This is a genomic window from Nocardia amamiensis (assembly GCF_015477605.1).
In the GTDB taxonomy this organism is placed as follows: Bacteria; Actinomycetota; Actinomycetes; order Mycobacteriales; family Mycobacteriaceae; genus Nocardia; species Nocardia amamiensis_A.
This window is the reverse complement of the sequence record NZ_JADLQX010000348.1, coordinates 1-255: the sequence shown is the minus strand read 5'-3', so window position 1 is coordinate 255 and position 255 is coordinate 1. Positions and strand designations below refer to the sequence as shown.

Sequence of the window (255 nt, the reverse complement as noted above, 5' to 3'; positions counted from 1 at the left end):
CGGCACGCCCGAAGGAATGTATGGGCGCCGCAAGATGGCCCCGTATCTGCGCCGCCAAGGCCACCAGATCGGGATCGGCACCGTCGACCGACTCATGCGTGACGAAGGCCTGTCGGGCGTGGTCCGCGGCGGCAAACACCGCACCACGATCGCAGGGAAAGGCGCCGGTCATCGCCGCGCCCCGGACCTGGTCGACCGCGACTTCACCGCAGCCGAGCCAAATCGCAAGTGGGTCACCGACTTTACTTACGTGCC

1 pseudogene is annotated in these 255 nt (G+C 67.5%); it reads left to right on the top strand.

The window, feature by feature from the left end:
- Positions 1-34: 34 nt before the first annotated feature.
- Positions 35-255 (top strand): annotated as a pseudogene (locus IU459_RS38100) (IS3 family transposase); the annotation flags it as partial.